The organism is Kitasatospora sp. NPDC092039, from assembly GCF_044756065.1.
Taxonomy (GTDB): domain Bacteria; phylum Actinomycetota; class Actinomycetes; order Streptomycetales; family Streptomycetaceae; genus Kitasatospora.
In genome coordinates this window covers 226,776-249,038 of the sequence record NZ_JBIVSD010000002.1, presented here as the reverse complement: position 1 = coordinate 249,038, position 22,263 = coordinate 226,776, and the positions used below count along the sequence as shown (strand labels likewise).

18 protein-coding genes and 1 pseudogene are annotated in these 22,263 nt (G+C 73.5%); 3 read left to right on the top strand and 16 right to left on the bottom strand.

Translation table 11 applies throughout. The features are described 5' to 3' along the window. Nucleotides 1–130: 130 nt before the first annotated feature. Nucleotides 131–967 (top strand): annotated as a pseudogene (locus ACIQI7_RS04490) (ChbG/HpnK family deacetylase); the annotation flags it as partial. 41 nt (nucleotides 968–1,008) lie between these two features. Next, nucleotides 1,009–1,533: a hypothetical protein gene (locus ACIQI7_RS04485; protein WP_401105039.1), complete on the top strand. Its 525-nt coding sequence runs from the start codon at nucleotides 1,009–1,011 to the stop codon at nucleotides 1,531–1,533. A gap of 56 nt (nucleotides 1,534–1,589) precedes the next feature. On the opposite strand, the gene ACIQI7_RS04480 is transcribed toward ACIQI7_RS04485, so the two are convergent. The 4 genes from ACIQI7_RS04480 to def all read right to left on the bottom strand — a co-directional run bounded on the left by ACIQI7_RS04480 (nucleotide 1,590) and on the right by def (nucleotide 6,191). Then, nucleotides 1,590–2,579, bottom strand: coding sequence for a MerR family transcriptional regulator (locus tag ACIQI7_RS04480; protein WP_401105037.1), 990 nt, complete (start codon nucleotides 2,577–2,579; stop codon nucleotides 1,590–1,592). Nucleotides 2,580–3,125: 546 nt separating this feature from the next. After that, nucleotides 3,126–4,571 (bottom strand): RsmB/NOP family class I SAM-dependent RNA methyltransferase, encoded by a 1,446-nt coding sequence (locus tag ACIQI7_RS04475; RefSeq protein WP_401105035.1) that lies wholly within the window; start codon nucleotides 4,569–4,571, stop codon nucleotides 3,126–3,128. Between the two features lie 92 nt (nucleotides 4,572–4,663). Further along, a complete protein-coding gene (fmt, locus tag ACIQI7_RS04470; RefSeq protein ID WP_401105034.1) occupies nucleotides 4,664–5,602 on the bottom strand; it encodes a methionyl-tRNA formyltransferase in 939 nt (312 codons plus the stop codon). A gap of 43 nt (nucleotides 5,603–5,645) precedes the next feature. Beyond that, nucleotides 5,646–6,191, bottom strand: coding sequence for a peptide deformylase (def, locus tag ACIQI7_RS04465; protein WP_387750973.1), 546 nt, complete (start codon nucleotides 6,189–6,191; stop codon nucleotides 5,646–5,648). 253 nt (nucleotides 6,192–6,444) lie between these two features. On the opposite strand from def, the gene ACIQI7_RS04460 reads away from it, so the two are divergent. Beyond that, entirely contained in the window at nucleotides 6,445–7,107 is a 663-nt protein-coding gene (locus ACIQI7_RS04460) for a hypothetical protein (RefSeq protein WP_401105032.1), read from the top strand. A gap of 145 nt (nucleotides 7,108–7,252) precedes the next feature. Here ACIQI7_RS04460 and ACIQI7_RS04455 read toward each other — a convergent pair whose 3' ends face one another. The 12 genes from ACIQI7_RS04455 to ACIQI7_RS04400 all read right to left on the bottom strand — a co-directional run bounded on the left by ACIQI7_RS04455 (nucleotide 7,253) and on the right by ACIQI7_RS04400 (nucleotide 22,242). Continuing rightward, nucleotides 7,253–9,337 carry a primosomal protein N' gene (locus ACIQI7_RS04455; protein ID WP_401105030.1) on the bottom strand — a complete coding sequence of 695 codons (2,085 nt, stop codon included), beginning with the start codon at nucleotides 9,335–9,337 and terminating at the stop codon, nucleotides 7,253–7,255. 92 nt (nucleotides 9,338–9,429) lie between these two features. Beyond that, nucleotides 9,430–10,638: a methionine adenosyltransferase gene (gene metK / locus ACIQI7_RS04450; RefSeq protein ID WP_387750966.1), complete on the bottom strand. Its 1,209-nt coding sequence runs from the start codon at nucleotides 10,636–10,638 to the stop codon at nucleotides 9,430–9,432. 151 nt (nucleotides 10,639–10,789) lie between these two features. Next, nucleotides 10,790–12,019, bottom strand: a complete 1,230-nt coding sequence (gene coaBC / locus ACIQI7_RS04445) for a bifunctional phosphopantothenoylcysteine decarboxylase/phosphopantothenate--cysteine ligase CoaBC (protein ID WP_401105027.1) — start codon at nucleotides 12,017–12,019, stop codon at nucleotides 10,790–10,792. 174 nt (nucleotides 12,020–12,193) lie between these two features. Next, the gene (rpoZ, locus tag ACIQI7_RS04440) at nucleotides 12,194–12,460 is read right to left on the bottom strand and encodes a DNA-directed RNA polymerase subunit omega (RefSeq protein ID WP_030056185.1); all 267 of its coding nucleotides are present in this window, start codon (nucleotides 12,458–12,460) and stop codon (nucleotides 12,194–12,196) included. A gap of 37 nt (nucleotides 12,461–12,497) precedes the next feature. Beyond that, nucleotides 12,498–13,055 carry a guanylate kinase gene (gene gmk / locus ACIQI7_RS04435; protein WP_401105025.1) on the bottom strand — a complete coding sequence of 186 codons (558 nt, stop codon included), beginning with the start codon at nucleotides 13,053–13,055 and terminating at the stop codon, nucleotides 12,498–12,500. A 48-nt stretch (nucleotides 13,056–13,103) separates the two neighbouring features. After that, entirely contained in the window at nucleotides 13,104–13,430 is a 327-nt protein-coding gene (gene mihF / locus ACIQI7_RS04430) for an integration host factor, actinobacterial type (protein WP_030056187.1), read from the bottom strand. A gap of 399 nt (nucleotides 13,431–13,829) precedes the next feature. Beyond that, nucleotides 13,830–14,663: an orotidine-5'-phosphate decarboxylase gene (pyrF, locus tag ACIQI7_RS04425; RefSeq protein WP_401105023.1), complete on the bottom strand. Its 834-nt coding sequence runs from the start codon at nucleotides 14,661–14,663 to the stop codon at nucleotides 13,830–13,832. A 41-nt stretch (nucleotides 14,664–14,704) separates the two neighbouring features. After that, nucleotides 14,705–15,808, bottom strand: a complete 1,104-nt coding sequence (locus ACIQI7_RS04420; protein ID WP_387750954.1) for a quinone-dependent dihydroorotate dehydrogenase — start codon at nucleotides 15,806–15,808, stop codon at nucleotides 14,705–14,707. 93 nt (nucleotides 15,809–15,901) lie between these two features. Beyond that, entirely contained in the window at nucleotides 15,902–19,210 is a 3,309-nt protein-coding gene (gene carB, locus ACIQI7_RS04415) for a carbamoyl-phosphate synthase large subunit (RefSeq protein WP_387750951.1), read from the bottom strand. Next, nucleotides 19,203–20,360: a glutamine-hydrolyzing carbamoyl-phosphate synthase small subunit gene (carA, locus tag ACIQI7_RS04410; protein WP_387750948.1), complete on the bottom strand. Its 1,158-nt coding sequence runs from the start codon at nucleotides 20,358–20,360 to the stop codon at nucleotides 19,203–19,205. The genes carB and carA overlap by 8 nt, the downstream gene beginning before the upstream one ends. Further along, a complete protein-coding gene (locus ACIQI7_RS04405; protein ID WP_401105679.1) occupies nucleotides 20,357–20,950 on the bottom strand; it encodes a hypothetical protein in 594 nt (197 codons plus the stop codon). The genes carA and ACIQI7_RS04405 overlap by 4 nt, the downstream gene beginning before the upstream one ends. Next, entirely contained in the window at nucleotides 20,950–22,242 is a 1,293-nt protein-coding gene (locus tag ACIQI7_RS04400) for a dihydroorotase (RefSeq protein WP_401105677.1), read from the bottom strand. The genes ACIQI7_RS04405 and ACIQI7_RS04400 overlap by 1 nt, the downstream gene beginning before the upstream one ends. Nucleotides 22,243–22,263 lie beyond the last annotated feature (21 nt).

Here is a 22,263-nt window from a genome sequence, read left to right as displayed (position 1 = left end):
CGTCGGGCCAGACTGCGTCCATGCCCGCAGCCGACGCTCCGCGCACGAGCCCGCCCACACCCCCGGCCCCACCCCCACCGTCAACCACCTCCTCGGCCACCCGCCCGACGCCCGCCTCCTCCTCCTCAACTGCGACGACCTCGGCCTGGACGAGTCCGTCAACCTCGCCGTGATCGACACCGTCCGGAACGGCGTCGCCGCCTCCTGCAGCCAGATGACGCCCTGCGCCGCCGCACCGCACGCCCTTCGGCTGCTGCGCCGGCACCCGGAGGTCCCGTTCGGCGTCCACCTCGCGCTGGTCTGCGAGTCCGCCGACCGCCGCTGGGGCCCGCTCACCGCCCGCGACCGGGTGCGCTCCCTCCTCGACGCCTCCGGCGAGCTCTTCGCCCCCACCCCGGCCGGACGCGCCGAGCTGCTCGCCCGGGCCCGACTCGACAAGGTCGAGCGCGAGTTCCGCGCCCAGATCGACGCGGTGGCGGCGGCCGACCTCGCCCCGACCCACCTCGACTTCCACTGCCTGGCCGACGGCGGCCGCGAGGACATCCTCGACCTCACCCTCGCCCTCGGCGCCGACTACGGCCTGGCGGTCCGGGTCTGGCTGCCGCCCGCGCTGGCCCGGACGCGCGAGCGCGGCCTGCCGGTGGTGGACCACGGCTTCCTCGACAGCTTCTCCGTCCCCCTGGAGGGCAAGACCGCCCACTACGCCCGCTTGCTCGCCGCCCTCCCGCCGGGCCTCACCGAGTGGGCGCTGCACCCAGCCCTGTCCGGCCCGAACACCGGCAACCCGGACGACGGCCGGCGCGTCCGGCACACCGACCACGCGTTCCTCGTCTCCTCCGAAGCCCGTCGGCTGCTCACCGAGCACGGCATCACCGTCCTCGGCTACCGCACGCTCCAGGAGGCCTGGGAACGGGCCCGAGGACGGCTCACGGCCGACGCCCCCGGCCCGCCCGGTGTGCCACGATGAGGAGCTACGAACACCCCAGCGCCACACGGAGGTTGACCACCGTGAACCCGATCATCAGCTGCCGTTGGCAGGACCGGACCGGCGAGTGGGCCCTGACCGTCGGCCACAGCGGCGACGACTGGGAACTGCTCGCCTCGACCCCGTACTGGTCGGAGTCGATCCCCTTCGCGAACCCGGAGGAGGTCCGCCGACTCGCCCAGGCCCTGCTGGACCTGCCCGCCGAACCCGAGCCGTACGAGTTCGAATGGCAGCTCTCCCGCACCGGACCGACCGGACCGACCCCATCGACCGGACCGACCGGACCGACCGGCTCGCCCTCGGCAGGGGCCGAGGCGGCCGACTCGCCCCCTGACGGGAGCGAGCCCCAGCCGCACTTCGCGACCTTCGCCGTCGGCCTCGACCCCACCGACGACCACCGCCCGTACCTCGCCTACCAGTCCTACTACGACCTGGGCCGGGCGACCGGACTCGGCCTGGAGGTGATCTGCGAGGACCCGCCGGTCGACCACCTCCGCGCCCAGGCCCACGCCTTCCTCACCACCTTCCCCGGCTCCGCCCGCCGGTAGCCACGCGGACCGGCCCCTCACCAGCCCCCAGCCCCGCACCGACCCGGCGCACCGGCTCACGCCACGGCGCGCACCGCCCAGTCCACCTCCGTCGCCCAACTCTCCGGCGCCGGCCAACCGTTGACCACCGCCAGCAGCTCCAGGTACCGCTCCCGCCGCGGATCGGCCATCGTCCCCAGCCGCTCCGCCAACCGGTCCCGCACGGCCCCGGCATCCGCCGGCACCGCCCCCGCGCACCACCGCCCGTACCGCTCCACCAGCGCCGCGACGACGGCCGCCCCCTCCGGCGACCCCGGCTCCACCCCGGCCGCGACCGCCGGTCCGGCCAACTCCCGCACCGCCACGGCCAGACCGGGCCTCGGCAGACCGGCCCCGGCCTCCGGCGCCGCACCCACTTCCCCGACGCCCACTTCCCCGACGCCCGCCGCCTCCACGCCCGCAGCCTCCGCGGCCTCCGCCTCCACGAGCCCGCGCAACAGCGCCCGGAATCCGGCGTCCCCCGCCAACCGAGCCAGCTCCACCCAGGCCTCGACCTGTTCGGCCGACGGTTCCTCCGGCAGCTCCGGCGTCAACGAGCGTGCCGCGGCGGCGAACCGCCCGCCACCGGCGATCCCGTCGAACACCCCCGTCAGGAACTCCCCGATCAGGCGCCCCCGTTCGTCCTCCGTGAGCCGGGCCAACTGGTGCACGAGCGTCAACTCCTCAGGCGTCGAACCGAGCCTGGCCACCATCCCGAGCACCGCCCGCCGCAGCCGCAGCACCCGGATCCGGACGTCGATCGCCTCCGCCTGCGCGGCGGCGACGTCGGCCGGCGTCAGCTCGCGCTCCACCACCCGCCGGATCGCGGGCAGTCCGAGCCCGAGCTCGCGCAGGGTGCGGACCAGTTCCAGGCGCGCGACGGCGTCTGCGCCGTACCGCCGGTGGCCGGCCGGGTTGCGGTCGGCCGGCGGCACGATCCCCTGGTCCGAGTAGAAGCGGACGGTCTTGACCGTCAGCCCCGTCCGCCGGGCCAGCTCACCGATGGTGTACGTCGCGTCGCCGTTCATGGCCACCACCCTGCTACCTCCCCCCACGGGAGATGCAAGCACCGTTCGCGACCGTCTCACGCCCCGGACCCGCGCCGTGGGCCTCCCCCACTCGGACCGCCGCGGCGTCCGCCAGGCGGCGAACAGGTCGCCCGTCCCACCGATGACCGCCTGCAGCGCCCCCGTACCGGCAGGCAGGCCGGCAGACCAGGGTGCACACCGCCAGGATCACCATCAGGGCGATCAGATCGAGCCGGCGGCCGTCCCCCTCGGCCCGGCGGGCCCGGGGTTCCGGCGCGGCACTCCGCGAACCGGCGGGTCCGTCCTGCGATCGTCGAGTCTCCGATGACCCTGCCCGTCTCCCCCGGTCGGGAGGGGAAGCCGCCCGGGATCGCACCCCGCGCTATCCGAAGCAGCCGCGTCGCACCGCATGTCCTGTGGGGTTGCTTCCCCGGCCCCGCCGCCCCGACCTCCCCGCCAGTCCGGCTCCCGCCGGTCCGGCCTCCCCACCGAGGTGCCACCCCCGGCGGGGAGCCGGCGGGACCCGACGGGCCCGCCCTCCGCAGGTCAGGCGGTACGCCGCAGCAGCGCCAGGTACATCGCGTCCGTCCCGTGCAGGTGCGGCCAGAGCTGCACGTCCGGCCCGTCGCCGAGCGCCGGGACGCCGGGCAGCAGCGGGCGGGCGTCGATCCACTCGACCCGGCCTCCCTCGCCGCGCAGCACGTCGTCCACCACCGCGCGGGTCTCCGCGAGGTGCGGCGAGCAGGTCGCGTAGCCGACCACCCCGCCGACCCGGGTGGCCTCGATCGCCGAGCGCAGGAGGTCCCGCTGGAGCGGGCCGAAGGCCGCCACGTCGGCCGGCCGGCGGCGCCAGCGCGCCTCCGGGCGGCGGCGCAGCGCGCCGAGGCCGGAGCACGGCACGTCGACCAGCACCCGGTCGAAGCCGCCGGAGCGCCAGGCCGGGCGCGTCCCGTCGGCCGCGATCACGGTGTACGGGCCGGGGTTGCCCGCCAGGGCCCGCGCCACCAGCCGGGCCCGGTGCGGCTGCTTCTCGCTCGCGACCAGCGCCGCGCCCCGTTCGGCGGCCAGCGCGCCGAGCATCGCGGCCTTGCCGCCGGGGCCGGCGCAGCCGTCCAGCCAGAGCCGGTCCGGCCCGTCCAGCGGCGCCGAGGCCAGCGCCAGCGCGACCAGCTGGCTGCCCTCGTCCTGCACGCCCGCCCGGTTCTCCTGGACCGCCGCGACCGAGCCCGGGTCGCCGCCCTCGGCGAGCCGCAGCGCGAACGGGGACCAGCGGCCCGGCTGGGCCTCCGGCAGCGCGTCGGCCAGCTCGCCGACGGTGGCCCGGCCGGGCCGGGCCACCAGCGTCACCTCGGGCCGCTCGTTGTCGGCCCGCAGCAGTTCCTCCACCGCGCTGCGCCCGGAGGCGTCCGGCTGCCAGCGGCCGAGCGAGTCCCAGAGCGCGGAGACCACCCAGCGCGGGTGCGAGTGCACGACCGCCAGGTGGTCCTCGGCGTCCTGGTCGTACGGCGGGGCGACCTGCTCGATCCAGGCGTCCAGGTCGTGGGCGCTGATCCGGCGCAGTACGGCGTTGACGAACTTGGCCTTGCCGTCGCCGAGCACCACCCGGGCCAGTTCGACCGTCGCCGAGACGGCCGCGTGGCTGGGGATGCGGGTGGTGAGCAGCTGGTGCGCGCCGAGCGAGAGCACGTCCAGCACCGGCGGGTCGACCTTGCCGAGCGGCCGGTCGATGCAGGCGGCGATGATCGCGTCATAGGTGCCCTGCAGGCGCAGGGTGCCGTAGACCAGCTCGGTGGCGAGGGCGGCGTCGCGCCGGTCCATGCCCTTCTGCTCGGCCTCGCGGAGCAGCGAGGGCAGGATCAGGTTGGCGTACGCGTCGCGCTCGTCGACGGCGCGCAGCGCGCGGAACGCGACGATCCGGGCCGGGTCCTTCTTCGGGCGGCGGTGCGGGCGGGGAGCGCGCTTGGCGCCGGGGTTACTGCCGGGGGTGGTCACAGGTGCCTCAAGGTGCTGCGGTGGTTATCAACGAACATGGTGATCGACGAACACTGACGATCTCGAACGAACAGTAGCGCCAAACCGGAGCGTCAGCCTCCGAGGCGCTCCCCCGCCTCCAGCCGCGCGCCCCGCGCCCAGTCGGCGGCCCGCATCTCCTTCTTCCCCTGCGGACGCACCTCCCCCAGCTCGACGTCGTGGCTGCCGGTGCCGACCCGGACGCTGTTCTTGCCCACCATCGCGACCTCGCCCGGCGCCAGCTCGGCGGAGTCCGGCAGCAGCTTCACCGGCCCGGTGACCTTCAGCCGCTCGCCCCGGAACTCCGTCCAGGCCCCCGGGGCCGGCGCGCAGCCGCGCACCACCCGGTCGACCCGCAGCGCGGGGTGGTTCCAGTCGATCCGCGCGTCCTCGACGGTGATCTTCGGGGCGAGCGTGACGCCCTCGGCCGGCTGCGGCACGGCGTGCAGCGAGCCGTCCTCGATGCCGTCCATGGTGGCCGCGAGCAGCCGGGCACCGGAGAGCGAGAGCCGGGTGAGCAGCTCGCCGCTGGTGTCGGTCGGGCGGATCTCCTCGGTGATCACGCCGTAGACCGGGCCGGAGTCCAGGCCCTGCTCGATCAGGAAGGTGGACGCGCCGGTGACCTCGTCGCCGGCCAGCACCGCGTGCTGGACCGGGGCCGCCCCGCGCCAGGCGGGCAGCAGCGAGAAGTGCAGGTTGACCCAGCCGCGCTCGGGGATCTCCAGGGTGCCGGGGCGCAGCAGGGCGCCGTAGGCGACCACCGGGCAGCAGTCGGGGGCGAGTTCGGTGAGGCGGGCGACGAAGTCCGGGTCGCTGGGCTTCACCGGCTTGAGGACCTCGATCCCGGCCTCCTCGGCGCGCTGGGCGACGGGGCTGGCGACCAGCTTGCGCCCGCGCCCGGCCGGAGCGTCGGGGCGGGTGACCACCGCGACGACCTCGTGCCGGTCCGAGGCGAGCAGGGCCTCCAGGGCGGGAACGGCGACCTCGGGGGTGCCGGCGAAGACGAGACGCATCAAGTGCCTTTCTACAAACGGAAGTTCGGGAAACCAGCGGAAGTCAGCGGGCGGAGCCGAAGGTGCTGTGCGGCGAGACCTTGACCACCGGGGCCGGCCCGCCGCCCCAGTCCGCCTCCCGGATCGCCTTCAGCGCGGCCTTGCGCTGCTCGCGGTCGAGCCGGTCGATGAAGACGATGCCGTCCAGGTGGTCGGTCTCGTGCTGGATGCACCGGGCGAGCAGCTGGGTGCCCTCCAGGGTCACCGGATCGCCGTACATGTTGAAGCCCTTGGCCACCACGCCGTACGCGCGCCTGGTGTCGTAGCGCAGGCCGGGCAGCGACAGGCAGCCCTCGGGGCCGTCCTGCTCCTCCTCGCTCAGCGACAGGTCCGGGTTGATCAGGTGCCCGGTGACACCGTCCACGTGGTACGTGAACACCCGCAGGGACACCCCGAGTTGGGGCGCGGCGAGGCCGGCGCCGGGGGCGTCCAGCATGGTGTCGGTGAGGTCGGCGACCAGCTTGCGCAGTTCCTTGTCGAAGGTGGTCACCGGCTTGGCGGTGGACCGCAGGACGGGGTCTCCGAAGAGACGGATCGGCTGGATCGCCACGGGGTACGGGCTCCTGTCCGTAGGGGCGCGGGCTGCGGTCGGCCGCTGGTTCACCCGCCAGTCTATGCAACCCGCGCGGCCGCCCGCCGAGGGCTTCCCGGGGCCCGGATCCGCGGCCGGTACGGCCCGACTGTGCCGAGCCGCGTTACCCCGGCCCCCGCTTCGGCGTTGGTCAAGAGAGATTGACCGGGGCCGGGCGCACGGGACACCGCGCCCGGCCGAGCTGAACCGTACGGAAGGTGGCACGTAGGCCATGGCCGAGCAGATCAACCACGACGCCCGGGCGCGGGCGAGCCTGCACCTGCTGGTGCGGGACATCGAGCGGGTGAGGCGGCAGGTCGACGCGCTGCGGACGCTCACCGCTCAACTGGGCAACGTCTACCGTCCGCGCCGACCGAGCACCTCGGCCGGCTTCGTGGTGTACGGGCGGGCGCCGGCGCCGACCGTGCGCCTGGCGCAGGAGCTGCGGGAGAGCGTGGAGACGCTGGTGGCGGCGGCGGTCGAGTTCGACCGGGCGCTGGGCTTCTCCTGGGACTCGGTGGGCTCCGCCCTCGGGGTCACCAAGCAGGCGGTGCACCGGCGCTACGGCATGCGCCGCCCGACCAGCGAGCTCCTCGCCGCGAGCGGCGCCGTCCCGGGCCAGAGCCGCCCGGACCGCTCCGAGGAGCTGCCCACCGGCGCCGAGCGCACCGGTCTGGCCACGACCGTCCCGGCGGCCCGCCAGGGCGGCCTGGACCGCAGCGCCCTGGACCGCACCACGATCGACCGCACCGCTGTGGAGCGCACCTCCTTCGACCGCACCCCCCTGGACCGCACGACGATCGACCGCACCCCCGTCGACCGCGCCCCGACCGACCGCAGCACCACCGCCGACCGCCCCCAGGCGGACCGAACCGGCATCCCGCTGCGCGGCTGACCGAACCGCCGCAGCCGGGCCGTCCGGGGCGGGGTGGCCCACTCACCCCGCCCCACCGGCCCCCGCCCCACCGGCCGCGGCCCCGGCCGTCCTTGCCCCGGCCCGCCCGCGCCCCGTGCCCCGTGCCCCGGGCCCAACGGCTCCCTCAGCCGATGTCCGTCGGATCCACCCGCACCCGCACCGCCTCCGCCGTCCGCAGCGCGATCCGCGCGATCTGCGCCGCCTTGAGCGCCGCCGCCAGCGCGGCCCCCTGCCCGGGCGCCACCCGCAGCAGCGCGCGCTCCTGCTCCTCCCCCCGCAGCGCCGGCACCGGCACCGGCCCGAGCACGTCCGCCCCCTCCGGCAGCCGGATCAGGTTCAGCAGGTCCGCGACCGCCGCCGGGCTCCCGCTCACCGAGGCCATCCGGGACACCGGCGGGAAGTGCAGCTGCGCCCGTTCGTCCCGCTCCATCCCGGCGTGCCCCAAAGGGTCCCAGCGCACCAGCGCCTGCACCGGCCGGGCCGAGGGCTCGGCGACCACGACCACCGTCCCGCCCTCCGTCGAGGGCCGCACCAGCGCGGCCGCCGCGAGCCAGAGCCGCAGCGCCTCCTCCCCCGCCCGCAGGTCGGGCCGGCTGAGCAGCGCCCAGCCGTCCAGCAGCAGCGCGGCCCCGTACCCGCCGCCGCCCTCGACCACCGGCTCCGCGCCGGGTGTGGAGATCACCAGGGAGGGCTCGTCCGGCACGGTGGTGAGCACCGCCTCCCGGCCCGAGGTCCGCACCGGGATGCGCGGGAACGCCTTGCCCAGCTCCTCCGCCGTCCGCCGGGCGCCGACCACCTGGGCCCGCAGCCGGAAGGACCCGCACTCGGGGCAGTGCCAGTCGTTCTCCGGCTCCCCGCACCAGCCGCAGCACAGCGAGGCGTCCGCCGAGGGCGCCTCCAGCGGCCCTTCGCAGCGCCGGCAGCGGGCGGGGGTGCGGCAGCGCCCGCAGGCCAGCCGGGGCACGTAGCCGCGCCGGGGCACCTGGATCAGCACCGGGTGCCCGGCGGCCAGCGACTCCCGGGCGGCCTCCCAGGCCACCGAGGGCAGCCGGGCGGCCTGGGCGGCGGCGTCGCGGTGCTGGTCCTGGTCGGTGACGGTCCGCACCCTGGGCGCGACCTGCCGCACCGTCTCGCGGTCCGCGACCAGCGGGCGTGCCCAGCCGGTGCTGACCAGCTGCGCGCCCTCCACCGTCACCGCGTGCCCCCCGAGCAGCACCGCCGCGCCCTCCTCGGCGGCGCGCAGCAGCGCCACCTCGCGCACGTGCGGGTGCGGGGCGCGCGGGTCGCTGTGGCTGCCGTCCCCGTCCGACCAGACGACGACCAGCCCGAGGTCCCGGACCGGCGCGAACATGGTGGCCCTGGTCCCGACCACGGCGTGCACCGAGCCCCGGCTCACCGCGAGCCAGCGCCGGTAGCGCTCGCGCGGGCCGAGGTCCGCCTCCAGCGCCACGTGCATCCCGGCGCCGAGCAGTTCGGTCAGCGCTTGGTCGACCCGGGCCACCGAGCGCCCCTCCGGGAGCACGACCAGCGCCCCGCGCCCGCTCGCCAGCGTCGCGGCCACCGCCCGCGCGATCTCGTACGGCCAGCCGGGCCCGGGCAGCGCCGACCAGACGGCGCGCGGCGAGCCGCCCGCGGCGAGCGAGGCGAGGAAGTCGGGCCCGGCCGGGTAGCACTGCCAGCCGCCGGGGGCCGGGGCGGCCGGGCGCGGCAGCGGCGGCGGGGAGGGTTCGGCCTCGGCCTTGGCGTGCCGGGGCGGGATCGCCAGTTGGAGCACGTCGGCCAGCGTCCCGGCGTACCGGTCGGCGACGGTCCGGCACAGCCGCAGCAACTGCGGGGTGAGCACCGGTTCGGGCGAGAGCACCTGGGCCAGCGGGGCGAGCGGACCGGCGAAGTCGCTCTTCTCCAGCCGGGCGACGATGAACCCGTCGTGCAGTTCCCCGCCCTCGCGCTGGCCCTTGACCACCCGCGCCCCGAACCGCACCCGGACCCGGACTCCGGGCTGGGCCTCCTCGGCCATGTCGGCCGGCACCTCGTAGTCGAAGAACTTGTCGATGGTGAGCACGCCCTTGTCCACCACGACCCGGGCCACCGGCAGGTGCTCGGCCCGCTTGGCCCCGCGCCAGGTGCGCGGCTTGGCCCGCTTGACCGTCTCCCGGATGAACGCCAGCTGCTCCGGCTCGGCGGCCCCGTTCTCCCCTGTGCTGCTCATCGCCACCAAGTACTACCAGGTCACACCGACAATGCACGAAGCGGCGCCCGCCCCCGTACGGAGGCGGGCGCCGCTCGGGGCGCTTCGGGACGTCAGTCCTGGACGGCGGCCTTCAGCTGCTCGACCCGATCGGTGCGCTCCCAGGTGAAGTCCGGCAGCTCACGGCCGAAGTGGCCGTACGCGGCGGTCTGGGAGTAGATCGGGCGCAGCAGGTCCAGGTCGCGGATGATCGCGGCCGGACGCAGGTCGAAGACCTCGGAGACGGCCTTCTGGATGCTGAGGACCGGCACGGTCTCGGTGCCGAAGGTCTCCACGAACAGGCCGACCGGCTCGGCCTTGCCGATCGCGTACGCGACCTGCACCTCGGCGCGGCGGGCGAGGCCGGCGGCGACGATGTTCTTCGCCACCCAGCGCATCGCGTACGCGGCCGAGCGGTCCACCTTGGACGGGTCCTTGCCGGAGAAGGCGCCGCCGCCGTGGCGGGCCATGCCGCCGTAGGTGTCGATGATGATCTTGCGGCCGGTGAGGCCGGCGTCGCCCATCGGGCCGCCGATCTCGAAGCGGCCGGTCGGGTTGACCAGCAGGCGGTAGCCCTCGGTGGTCAGCTTGATGCCCTGCTCGGCCAGCGCCTTCAGCTCCGGCTCGACCACGAACTCGCGGATGTCCGGGGTGAGCAGCGACTCCAGGTCGATGTCGCTGGCGTGCTGGGTGGAGACGACCACGGTGTCGAGGCGGACGGCCTTGTCGCCGTCGTACTCGATGGTGACCTGGGTCTTGCCGTCGGGGCGCAGGTACGGGATGGTCCCGTTCTTGCGCACCTCGGTCAGGCGGCGGGAGAGGCGGTGCGCCAGGGTGATCGGCAGCGGCATCAGCTCGGGCGTCTCGTCGGACGCGTAGCCGAACATCAGGCCCTGGTCACCGGCGCCCTGCTTGTCCAGGTCGTCCTCGTCGCCCTCGACACGGGCCTCGTACGCGGTGTCGACACCCTGCGCGATGTCGGGCGACTGGGCCCCGATGGACACCGAGACGCCGCAGGAGGCGCCGTCGAAGCCCTTCTTGGAGCTGTCGTACCCGATCTCCAGGATCTTGTCCCGGACGAGCTGGGCGATCGGCGCGTACGCCTTGGTGGTCACCTCGCCGGCCACGTGCACCTGGCCGGTGGTGATGAGCGTCTCCACGGCGACCCGGGACGTCGGGTCCTCCCGCAGGAGAGCGTCAAGGATGGTGTCGCTGATCTGGTCAGCGATCTTGTCGGGGTGTCCCTCGGTGACGGACTCCGAGGTGAACAGGCGGCGAGACACAGCGCTCCCTGGGGTTGCAGCGGCTGCTGACTGAAGCGCCCCGGGTGAACCGGGGAACTCCGGAAAGACTTGATTCCTGGAGTCTAACGGTCTGGTTCCACCGAACGTCACCCGCTTCCGGAATTCCCGACCGTTGCGTGAACGGTTCCGATCAGTTGCCGCCCGTTTCCAACCGCTTTGCGACCAGGTCCCAGACCACGTCCGCGAGCGCCTCCTTCGGGCCCACCGGAACGGCCGTCTCACTGCCGTCCGAGCCCAGAACCACGGCCTCGTTGACGTCCGTGCCGAAGGCCTTGCCGTCGCCCACCTCGTTCACGACGAGCAGGTCGCAGCCCTTGCGGGCGAGCTTGGCCCGGCCGTTGGCGAGCACGTCGTCGGTCTCCGCCGCGAAACCCACCACGAGTTGACCCGAACGGGCCCGGTGGGCCGACAGCTCGGCCAGGATGTCGGGATTGCGGACCAGCGCGACCGGCGGCTGGTCGACCCCCTCGACCTTCTTGATCTTGCCGGTGGCGTACTCGGCGGGCCGGAAGTCCGCCACCGCCGCCGCCATCACCACGGCGTCCGCGTGCCGGACCGCCTCCAGCGCCGCCTCGCGCAGCTCCAGGGCGGTCGAGACGTGCACCACGTCCACCCCTGCCGGGTCCGCCAGCTCGGCGTTGGCCGAGAGCAACGTCACCCTGGCACCCCGCGCGGCGGCCGTCACGGCGAGCGCGTAGCCCTGCTTGCCGGAGGAACGGTTGCCCAGGTAGCGCACCGGGTCCAGTGGCTCCCGGGTGCCGCCGGCCGAGACCACCACGTGCCGGCCGGCCAGGTCGGTCGGCACCGCCCCGCCGCGGCGCAGCACGGCCCGGCAGGCGTCGAAGACCGCCGAGGGCTCGGGCAGCCGGCCCTTCCCGGTGTCCTTGCCGGTCAGCCGCCCGACGGCCGGCTCCAGCACGATGACGCCCCGGCGGCGCAGCGTGGCCACGTTGTCCCGGGTGGCCGGGTGCTCCCACATCTCGGTGTGCATCGCGGGCGCCACCACGACCGGGCAGCGGGCGGTGAGCAGGGTGTTGGTCAGCAGGTCGTCGGCGAGGCCGTGGGCGGCCTTGGCGATCAGGTCGGCGGTGGCCGGGGCGACCACGACCAGGTCGGCCTGCTGCCCGATCCGCACGTGCGGCACCTCGTGCACGCGCTCCCAGGTCTCGGTGGCGGCCGGGCGCCCGGACAGCGCCGCCCAGGTCGCCTCGCCGACGAAGTGCAGCGCGGCCGCGGTCGGCACCACGGTGACCTGGTGGCCGGACTCGGTGAAGCGGCGCAGCAGCTCGCACGCCTTGTACGCGGCGATCCCGCCGCTCACGCCGAGGACCACGCGGGGGGCGTCCGCACTCACAGCCATCAACCGGCCTTTCTCCGCATCGGGTGTCCGCATCGGGAACGCGCCCACCCTACGGCCCCTCAGCCGCCGCCCGCGCGGCGCCCTCCCGCCACGGAAGGCCGAAGGGCCGGGGGAAATACCGAAGGGCCCGGCGGAAACGATTCCGCCGGGCCCTTCCGGAGTTCAGCGACCGCCTCAGGCAGCCTCGACCGCCTCGGCGGTCAGCATGCCCGCGTTGATCTCGCGCAGCGCGATCGACAGCGGCTTCTCGTGCACGTGGGTGTCGACCAGCGGGCCGACGTACTCCAGCAGGCCCTCGCCGAGCTGGGAGTAGTACGCGTTGATCTGACGCGCGCGCTTGGCGGCGTAGATCACGAGGCTGTACTTGGAGTCGGTGGCCTCGAGCAGCTCGTCGATCGGCGGGTTGATGATGCCCTCGGGCGCGGTCATCGAAGAGGACACGCTAAAACCTTCCGAAAGGATGGAAAAGACAGACAGGTCAGGCTACACCGAGCAAGGCTAGCAGTTCGGCCGCTACCTGCTCGACGGAGGTGTTGACAAGGGTCGTGTCGAACTCGGGCTCGGCCGCGAGCTCGACCCTGGCCGCCTCCAGCCGCTTCTCGATCACGTCCGGCGACTCGGTGCCCCGGCCGGTCAGCCGGCGGACCAGCTCGTCCCAGCTCGGCGGGGCCAGGAAGACCAGCTGCGCCTCGGGCATCGACTCGCGCACCTGCCGGGCGCCCTGGAGGTCGATCTCCAGCAGCACCGGCTCGCCGCGCTCCAGCTTCTCCAGCACGGCCGCACGCGGGGTCCCGTAACGGTTCCCGGCGAACTCGGCCCACTCCAGCAGTTCGCCGTTGGCGACCAGCTTGTCGAACTCGTCGTTGTCGACGAAGTGGTACTGGACCCCGTTCTTCTCGCCGGGCCTCGGGTGGCGGGTCGTCGCCGACACCGAGAGCCAGACCTCGGGGTACATCTTCCTCATATGAGCGACGACCGTGCTCTTGCCGACCCCCGAAGGGCCGGAGAGCACGGTCAGCCGCGGACGCTCACTCATGCACCGATTATCCCGGATCGCGGGGGATCCTGGGACCACGGGGCACGGTCAGGCGGCGCCACCGCCGAACTCCCGCTCCAGGGAAGCGATCTGGTTCGTGCCGAGGCCGCGGACACGCCGGCTCTCGCTGATGCCGAGGCGCTCCATGATCTGCTTGGCGCGGACCTTGCCGACGCCCGGAAGGGACTCCAGCAGTGCCGAGACCTTCATCTTGCCGATGACGTCGTTGTCGGCCTTGCCGGCCTTGATCACCTCGTGCAGGGAGGCGCCGGAGTGCTTGAGCCGGTTCTTCACCTCGGCGCGCTCCCGGCGAGCCTCGGCGGCCTTGGCGAGCGCGGCGGTGCGCTGTTCAGGGGTAAGGGGCGGAAGAGCCACGCCGTTCACCTCAGGGTGTGGATGGATGGATTGAGCTAGGACTGGTTCGGTACCGAGGACACCGTCCGCAAGGGGAACCACAAGGCCCTGACCTGCGGGAGCCACGGAAATCGCGACTCGCCGATGACCTATCGCCGGACACTACCCGGATTGCGGCGCCACGTCAGGAAAAGAACACGAAAAGTCCTGGTCAGCCAAGGCCGACCAGGACTTTCCAGGGCAAAATGACCGCGATTGCGAGACTTTGGCGGGGCTGGTGTGACGGCGCTCACGTCCGCTCCGCGGCCACCGCGCGGTGCTGCGGACACTCCGCAGGGTCACCGCGCGGCTACCTGAGGGACCGGTTCCGCTTCTTGACGCGCCCGCCGTCGGACCGCGTCCGCTACCGGACCGCGTCCGCTACGCCACCGCGTCCGCGAACTCCCCGACGAAGCGCTCCGCCGCCTCCCGCAGCGCCGGCACCGAGGGTCCGTGCTTGAGGACGTCCCGGCTGACGCTCGGCACCACGTTGATCACCGAGGCGCCGAACACCCGCGGCAGGTCCGCCATGGTCGCGCCCTGGGCGCCGATCCCCGGGGCCAGCAGCGGGCCGTTGACGGCCAGGTCCACGCCCGCGTCGGCCAGCGTCGCGCCGACCACCGCGCCGAAGGAGCCCAGCGGCGCCGCGCCCTCGTTCTCGGCCGCCAGCCGGCGCAGCACCGTGGCCGCGACCGGCTCGCCGTCCGCGCCCACCGCGCGCTGCACCTCGGCGCCCTCCGGGTTGGAGGTGAGCGCCAGCGCGAACACGCCGCAGCCCTGCTCCCGGGCCAGGTCCAGGGCCGGGCGCAGCGAGCCGAAGCCCAGGTACGGGCTGACCGTCAGCGCGTCCGAGAACAGCGGGCTGCCCGGCGACAGGAAGGCCTCGGCGTACGCGGCCATGGTGGAGCCGATGTCCCCGCGCTTGGCGTCCATCAGGACCAGCGCACCCGCCGCCCGGGCCTCCTCGACGGTCCGCTCCAGGACCGCGACGCCCTTGCTGCCGAACCGCTCGAAGAAGGCGGCCTGCGGCTTGAGCACGGCCACCCGGTCGGCCAGCGCCTCGACCACGGTGCGACTGAAGGCCTCCAGCCCGGCGAGGTCGTCGCCGAGCCCCCAGGCGGCGAGCAGGGAGGCGTGCGGGTCGATGCCGACGCAGAGCTGGCCGCGGGTGTCGAGGGCCTGGCGCAGCCGGGCGCCGAACGGGGCGAGAGTCATGTCGTCCTTTCCAGAACGGGTTCCAGAACCGATGGGGGTGTTCACGAACTGCGCACGGCGCTGCCGACGGCGTCGGCCAGGCTGCGGAAGCCGCCCGCGCGGACCCGGGCGGACAGGCCCCGGTGGATCCGCCGGCACCAGAACGGTCCCTCGTAGATGAAGGCGCTGTAGCCCTGGACCAGGTCGGCGCCGTGGACGATCCGCTGCCAGGCGTCCTCGGCGGTCTCGATCCCGCCGACCGAGACCAGGGTCAGCCGGCCCCCGGTGCGGGCGCGCAACCGCTGGAGCACCTCCAGGGCGCGGGCCTTGAGCGGGGCGCCGGACAGGCCGCCCATGCCGATCTCCTCGACCCGCCCGGCGTCGGTGCGCAGGCCCTCGCGGCCGATCGTGGTGTTGGTGGCGATGATGCCGTCCAGGCCCAGCTCCAGGGCGAGGTCGGCGACCGCGTCGACGTCCTCGTCGGCCAGGTCGGGGGCGATCTTGACCAGCAGCGGCACGTGGTGCGCGGTGGTGCGGTCGGCGGCCTCGCGCACGGCGGCGAGCAGCGGCCGCAGGTGGTCCACGGCCTGGAGGTTGCGCAGCCCGGGGGTGTTCGGCGAGCTGACGTTGACCACCAGGTAGTCGGCGTACCGGGCCAGCCGCTCGGTGGACTTCACGTAGTCGGCGACGGCGTCGGCCTCCTCGACCACCTTGGTCTTGCCGATGTTGACGCCGATCACCGGGGTGGAGCTGGTGTGCGGGCGGGCCGCCAGGCGGGCGGCGACCCGGGCCGAGCCCTGGTTGTTGAAGCCCATCCGGTTGATCAGCGCGCGGTCCTCGACCAGGCGGAACAGCCGGGGCGCCGGGTTGCCGGGCTGGGGCTCGCCGGTGATGGTGCCGATCTCGACGTAGTCGAAGCCGAGCATCGACAGGCCGTCGATGCCGACGCCGTTCTTGTCGAAGCCGGCCGCCAGCCCGAACGGGCCGGGCAGGTCGAGGCCGAGGGCGCGGGTGCGCAGGGCCCGGTCGCGCGGGGCGAGCACCAGCCGCACCAGGGTGCGCAGGCCGGGCACCGAGGAGCCGAGGCGGATCCAGAAGAAGGCGAGGTGGTGGGCCTTCTCGGGGTCCATCTTCTTGAAGACCAGGTCGAACAGAAGCTTGTACAAGGGTGGTTCAACTCCCGGAGCGGAGACCGTACGTACGGGGGCATGGAAGTGGGGGGCACCCGACTGGCTTCGGTGCCCCCCACTGCGGTGGTGCTACTTGCGGCCGGCGTTGATCCGCTCGGCGTGCTCCTGGAGCGACATCACCCCGACCTCGTCGCGCAGCAGCCGGTCGATGCCCTGGACGGCCGCGCCCATCGCCTGGACGGTGGTCAGGCAGGGCACCGCGCGGGCCACGGCCGCGGTGCGGATCTCGTAGCCGTCGAGGCGGCCGCCGGTGCCGTACGGCGTGTTGATGATGAGGTCGACCTCACCGTCGTGGATCAGCTGGACGATGGTCCGCTCGCCGTTCGGGCCCTCGCCCTCGCTGTGCTTGCGCACCAGCGTGGACGGGATGCCGCCGCGCTGCAGCACCTCGGCGGTGCCGGCGGTGGCGAGCAGCTCGAAGCCGAGGCCGACCAGCGCCCGGGCCGGGAAGACCAGGTTGCGCTTGTCGCGGTTGGCGACCGAGACGAAGACCTTGCCCTTGGTCGGCAGCGCGCCGTAGGCACCGGTCTGCGCCTTCGCGTACGCGGTGCCGAAGACCTTGTCGATGCCCATGACCTCACCGGTCGAGCGCATCTCCGGGCCGAGCACGGTGTCCACCCCGCGGCCGTGGATGTCGCGGAAGCGGCTCCACGGCATCACGGCCTCCTTGACCGCGATCGGCGCGTCGGCGGGCAGCGTGCCGCCGTCGCCCTCGGCCGGGAGCAGGCCCTCGGCGCGCAGCTCGGCGATGGTGGCGCCGAGCGAGATCCGGGCGGCGGCCTTGGCCAGCGGCACGGCGGTCGCCTTGGAGGTGAACGGGACGGTCCGGGAGGCGCGCGGGTTGGCCTCCAGGACGTAGAGGATGTCCCCGGCCAGCGCGAACTGGATGTTGATCAGACCGCGGACGCCGACACCACGCGCGATGGCCTCGGTGGAGGTGCGCAGGCGCTTGATGTCGAAGCCGCCGAGGGTGATCGGGGGCAGCGCGCAGGCGGAGTCGCCGGAGTGGATGCCGGCCTCCTCGATGTGCTCCATGACGCCGCCGAGGTAGAGCTCGGTGCCGTCGTAGAGCGCGTCGACGTCGATCTCCACCGCGTCGTCCAGGAAGCGGTCGATGAGCACCGGGTGCTCGGAGATCAGGCCGGCGTGCCGCTCCAGGTACGAGGCGAGCGAGGCCTCGTCGTAGACGATCTCCATGCCGCGGCCGCCGAGCACGTAGGACGGGCGGGCGAGCACCGGGTAGCCGATCTCGTCGGCGATCGCCTTGGCCTCCGCGAAGGAGAAGGCGGTGCCGTGCTTGGGCGCGGGCAGGCCGGCGTCGCGCAGGACGCGGCCGAAGGCGCCGCGCTCCTCGGCGAGGTCGATCGCCTCGGGCTGGGTGCCGACGATCGGCACGCCGTTGTCCTTGAGCGCCTGCGCCAGGCCCAGCGGGGTCTGGCCGCCGAGCTGGACGATCACCCCGGCGAGCGGGCCGGCCTGCTGCTCGGCGTGGACGATCTCCAGCACGTCCTCCAGGGTGAGCGGCTCGAAGTAGAGCCGGTCGGAGGTGTCGTAGTCGGTGGAGACGGTCTCCGGGTTGCAGTTGACCATGACGGTCTCGTACCCGGCGTCGGCGAGCGCGAAGGAGGCGTGCACGCAGGAGTAGTCGAACTCGATGCCCTGGCCGATGCGGTTCGGGCCGGAGCCCAGGATGATCACGGCGGGCTTGGTGCGCGGGGCGACCTCGTTCTCCTCGTCGTAGGACGAGTAGAAGTACGGGGTCTTGGCGGCGAACTCGGCGGCGCAGGTGTCGACGGTCTTGAACACCGGGCGGATGCCGAGGGCGTGGCGCACCTCGCGGACCACGTCCGGCCGCAGGCCGCGGATCTCGCCGATCTGCTGGTCGGAGAAGCCGTGCCGCTTGGCGTGGCGCAGCAGCTCGGGGGTGAGCTCCTCCGCCGCGGCGAGCTCGGCCGCGATCTCGTCCAGCAGGAAGAGCTGGTCGACGAACCACGGGTCGATCTTGGTGGCCTCGAAGACCTCCTCCGGGGTGGCGCCGGCCCGGACGGCCTCCATCACCGTGTTGATCCGGCCGTCGGTCGGCACGACCGCCTTGGCCAGCAGCTCGGCCTTGTCCCCCACCGGGCCGGCCCAGGAGAACTGGGAGCCCTTCTTCTCCAGCGAGCGCAGGGCCTTCTGGAGCGCCTCGGGGAAGTTGCGGCCGAGGGCCATGGCCTCGCCGACGGACTTCATGGTGGTGGTCAGCGTGGCGTCGGCGCTCGGGAACTTCTCGAACGCGAACCGCGGGACCTTCACCACGACGTAGTCGAGGCTCGGCTCGAAGGAGGCCGGGGTCTCCTCGGTGATGTCGTTGGGGATCTCGTCCAGGGTGTAGCCGACGGCCAGCTTGGCGGCGATCTTGGCGATCGGGAAGCCGGTGGCCTTGGAGGCGAGCGCCGAGGAGCGGGAGACGCGCGGGTTCATCTCGATGACGATGACCCGGCCGTCCTCGGGGTTGACCGCGAACTGGATGTTGCAGCCGCCGGTGTCGACGCCGACCTCGCGGATCACGGCGATGCCGATGTCGCGCAGGATCTGGTACTCGCGGTCGGTGAGGGTCATCGCCGGGGCGACGGTGATCGAGTCACCGGTGTGCACGCCCATCGGGTCGAAGTTCTCGATGGAGCAGACGACCACGACGTTGTCGTGCTTGTCGCGCATCAGCTCCAGCTCGTACTCCTTCCAGCCGAGGATGGACTCCTCCAGGAGCACCTCGGTGGTCGGCGAGAGGGTCAGGCCCTGGCCGGCGATGCGGCGCAGGTCCTCCTCGTTGTGGGCGAAGCCGGAGCCGGCGCCGCCCATGGTGAAGGAGGGGCGCACGACGACCGGGTAGCCGCCGAGCGTGTCGACGCCGGCCAGCACCTCGTCCATGGTGTGGCAGATGACCGAGCGGGCGGACTCGCCGTGGCCGATCTTGGCGTTGACGGCCTCGACGACGCCCTTGAACAGGTCGCGGTCCTCGCCCTTGTTGATCGCCTCGACGTCGGCGCCGATCAGCTCGACGCCGTACTTCTCCAGCGTGCCCGCCGCGTGCAGCGAGATCGCCGTGTTCAGCGCGGTCTGGCCGCCCAGGGTCGGCAGCAGCGCGTCGGGGCGCTCCTTGGCGATGATCTTCTCGACGAACTCCGGGGTGATCGGCTCGACGTAGGTGGCGTCGGCGATCTCCGGGTCGGTCATGATCGTGGCCGGGTTGGAGTTGACCAGCACGACCCGCAGGCCCTCGGCCTTGAGGACACGGCAGGCCTGCGTACCCGAGTAGTCGAACTCGGCGGCCTGGCCGATCACGATCGGGCCGGAGCCGATCACCAGGACGGACTTGATGTCAGTGCGCTTAGGCACGCTGGCCCTCCATGAGCTTCACGAAGCGGTCGAACAGGTAGGCGGCGTCGTGCGGACCGGCGGCCGCTTCGGGGTGGTACTGCACGCTGAAGGCCGGGACGTCGAGCGCCTGGAGGCCCTCGACCACGTCGTCGTTGAGGCAGACGTGGGAGACCTCGACCCGCCCGTAGGGGGTGTCGCTCACCTTGTCCAGCGGGGCGTCCACGGCGAAGCCGTGGTTGTGGGCGGTCACCTCGACCTTGCCGGTGGTGCGGTCCTGCACCGGCTGGTTGATGCCGCGGTGGCCGTACTTGAGCTTGTAGGTGCCGAAGCCCAGGGCGCGGCCGAGGATCTGGTTGCCGAAGCAGATCCCGAAGAACGGGGTGGCGCGCTCCAGCACGCCCTGCGCGACGGCGACCTGGTGGTCGGCGGTGGCCGGGTCGCCCGGGCCGTTGGAGAAGAACACGCCGTCCGGGTCGACGGCGTAGACGTCCTCCAGGGTGGCGTCGGCCGGCAGTACGTGCACCTCGATGCCGCGCTCGGCCATCCGCTGCGGGGTCATCGCCTTGATGCCGAGGTCCAGCGCGGCGACGGTGAACCTCTTCTCACCGATCGCGGGCACCACGTACGGCTCGGTGGTGGCGACCTCGGCGCACAGGTCGGCGCCCTTCATCTCGGGCGACTGCTGCACCCGGGCGAGCAGGGCGGCCGGGTCGGCCAGCGCCTCGCCGGAGAAGATGCCGCAGCGCATCGCGCCGCGCTCGCGCAGGTGGCGGGTCAGCGCGCGGGTGTCGATGCCGCTGATGCCGACGACGCCCTGCGCGACCAGCTCCTCGTCGAGCGAGCGGCGGGAGCGCCAGTTGGAGGCGACCCGGGCGGGGTCGCGCACCACGTAGCCGGCGACCCAGATCCGCTTGGACTCGTCGTCCTCGTCGTTCCAGCCGGTGTTGCCGATCTGCGGGGCGGTCATCACGACCACCTGGCGGTGGTACGACGGGTCGGTGAGGGTCTCCTGGTAGCCGGACATGCCGGTGTTGAAGACCGCCTCGCCGAAGGTCTCGCCGAGGGCGCCGTAGGCCTGTCCGCGGAAGGTCCGGCCGTCCTCCAGGACGAGCACGGCAGGCACTCGTTCCCGCCGTTGGCGCTGCGTGGTGGGGGCAGGTGCGGTCATTGCGCGGCCTCTTCCGTCTTCGTCTTCGTACGTGTTGCGAGTTGGGTGACCGCCTCGACCCAGGCGGCGTGCTCATCGGGGTGGTCGGCCCGGAAGCCGGAGTCCAGCTCGATGGTGCCCATGGGGGTCCCCCCGGCCGAAGGCTGGGGGAGCGTCCAGGTGACGACGAGCAGCCCGGAGGGGACGACCTTGCCGGCGATCCCGGAGTCGGTGCGGGCGCCGGTCAGGTGCTCGGCCGGGATCCAGAAGTCCTCGGCGCCGGGGCGCTGCACCAGCAGGCCGTCCTCGCCGAGGGTGAGGTCGGCGCGGCTGCGGGTGCCCAGGCCGTGGGCGACGACCCGGTCGAGCCAGTTCCCGGCGGTGGTCGTGCCGTGGTACCGGCCGCTGGTCTCCAGGACGGTGCGCCCGGCGCGGGCCGGCACGGCCGGCAGCGGCGGGATGCCGGACTGCAGGGTGCGCCGCCAGTTCCAGCCCTGGCGCATCAGCCAGTAGACGAGGCCGATCACGATCAGCAGGCCGACCGACCAGCCGATGTAACCGGGCCAGTCGGTGACCCTGGCCTGCTCCTGGGCGAGCGCGGCGTGGTCCATCACCGCGTGCCGTCCTGCTCGGCGAGCTCACCGGCCAGCACGGTGGCGCGGCCCCGCAGGAAGGTGGCGTGCACCCGTCCGGGCAGGTCCAGGCCCTTGTAAGGGGTGTTGCGGCTGCGGGTGGCGAAGCTGTCCGGGTTCACGGCACCACGGTACGCGGGATCGAACAGCACCAGGTTGGCAGGCTCACCCACCGAGATCGGCCGGCCCTGGCCGCTGAGACGGCCGATCCGGGCCGGGCGGTGCGACATCCGGTCGGCGACGCCCTCCCAGTTCAGCAGGCCGGTGTCGACCATGGTCTGCTGCACGACCGACAGCGCGGTCTCCAGGCCGACCATGCCCATCGCGGCCACGGCCCACTCGCAGTCCTTGTCCTCGGCCGGGTGCGGCGCGTGGTCGGTGGCGACGGCGTCGATGGTGCCGTCGGCCAGCGCCTCGCGCAGCGCCTGGACGTCCGCGGCGGTGCGCAGCGGCGGGTTCACCTTGTACACCGGGTCGTAGCTGCGGACCATCTCGTCGGTGAGCAGCAGGTGGTGCGGGGTCACCTCGGCGGTGACGTCCCAGCCCTTGGACTTGGCCCAGCGGACGATCTCGACCGAGCCGGCCGTGGAGAGGTGGCAGACGTGCAGCCGGGAGCCGACGTGCGCGGCGAGCAGCACGTCGCGGGCGATGATCGACTCCTCGGCGACGGCCGGCCATCCGCCGAGCCCGAGCTCGCCGGAGACCTGGCCCTCGTTCATCTGGGCGCCCTCGGTCAGCCGCGGCTCCTGGGCGTGCTGGGCGACGACGCCGTCGAAGGCCTTGACGTACTCCAGGGCGCGGCGCATCAGCACCGCGTCGTCGACGCACTTGCCGTCGTCGGAGAAGACCCGGACGCCGGCAGCCGACTCGTGCATCGCGCCGAGCTCGGCGAGCTTCTTGCCCTCCAGGCCGACGGTGACGGCGCCGACCGGCTGCACGTCGCAGTAGCCGGCCTCCTGGCCGAGCCGCCAGACCTGCTCGACCACGCCGGCGGTGTCGGCCACCGGGGTGGTGTTGGCCATCGCGTGGACGGCGGTGAAGCCGCCCATCGCCGCGGCCTGGGTGCCGGTGAGCACGGTCTCGGCGTCCTCGCGGCCGGGCTCGCGCAGGTGGGTGTGCAGGTCGACCAGGCCGGGCAGGACGATCAGGCCGCCGGCGTCGATCTCGATGTCCGCCTCGACCGTCAGGCCGGTGCCGATCTCCTTGATCACGCCGTCGGCGAGGTGGAGGTCCTGCGGGGCGCCGCCCAGGATCTCGGCGTTGCGGATCAGGTAGCTGACCGTGTCGCTGGT